Source organism: Desulfothermus okinawensis JCM 13304 (assembly GCF_054654515.1).
Genome location: NZ_BAAIEW010000061.1, coordinates 1 through 980, shown reverse-complemented (window position 1 = coordinate 980; position 980 = coordinate 1). Strand labels below are relative to the sequence as shown.

The following is a 980-nucleotide window of genomic DNA, read 5'->3' as shown; positions in this document are numbered from 1 at the left end:
ATATCCTTGACGATCAATGACCCGATTTTCAATGGACAGCCGCCTTTTAAATGTCTTCATCAAACTTTCCACCTGATCCAACCTGCAAGACCATCCTGAAACTATCGACCTTTTCCCCTATGACCCGCGGCTTCTTGAACCATGGATTAGTCCCGAGCTCTCGTTCCTCGACTCGGCACTAATCCTTTATTTGTTTTGATATTCAATGTTGTCTCAATAACCAAAATATAACGTTGAAGTTTTTGGATAAAGAACAATATTGGAACCGCTACGATATAGATACCCATTAATCCATAAACCAGCCAGTCTACCTCACTAAAAACCAACGCTCCTTTATCAAAGTATTTGTAGGCCGCCAAAAACCAAGTAACAGCTACAGGTAAAATCCCCACTTTATCAATTGCACCAACTAATATATTTACTCGGCTTTTCATTTGCTCACATTCTAATAACAATCTATTTTTAGCATACTCAAGTTGAGCCACATCAAAGCGTGATAGAGATAAAGCCAAATCGTAATCATGAGCTGATGATTTAGTCACAGGTTCTAAAAAATGCCTTGTAGGTTCCTTCAATATTTTGAACCCTTCAAATATAAATGAAAGCTGATATAGAAGTGCTGACACTTGTGAAAGAGCAACAAACATCAGCGCTGTTAGTTTCTGCCAAGAAAAAAGACCAATAAACTTTGTACTTATAGCAACTGTAATGGCTAATATAAATAAAAGTATCATCGCCCAAAAAGAATATTTTTGAAATTTATTTTGATAAGGGCGCGCTTTTTCTCTTGTGTCCCCATCATGCTCCCAAATATTTTGAAATATTCTTTCTAGCTTCCCCAATTGCAAAGTTATTCTCCTTGAACGATTGAGCTAACCTGCGCCTTTTAATGCACCGTAACGCCAAAGCAGGCAAGCCCTTCCACAACTTCCCCGCTTTCCCAAATCGCCGCAGGCTGAAGGCGTCAGGTTGAGCGACTG

Annotated in this window: 1 protein-coding gene; it reads right to left on the bottom strand. The window is 39.4% G+C overall.

Features of this window, described 5'->3' with window-relative positions:
- Window positions 1-146: 146 nt before the first annotated feature.
- Entirely contained in the window at window positions 147-842 is a 696-nt protein-coding gene (locus ACYQ0O_RS12995) for a hypothetical protein (protein WP_459893753.1), read from the bottom strand.
- Between the last annotated feature and the right edge of the window lie 138 nt (window positions 843-980).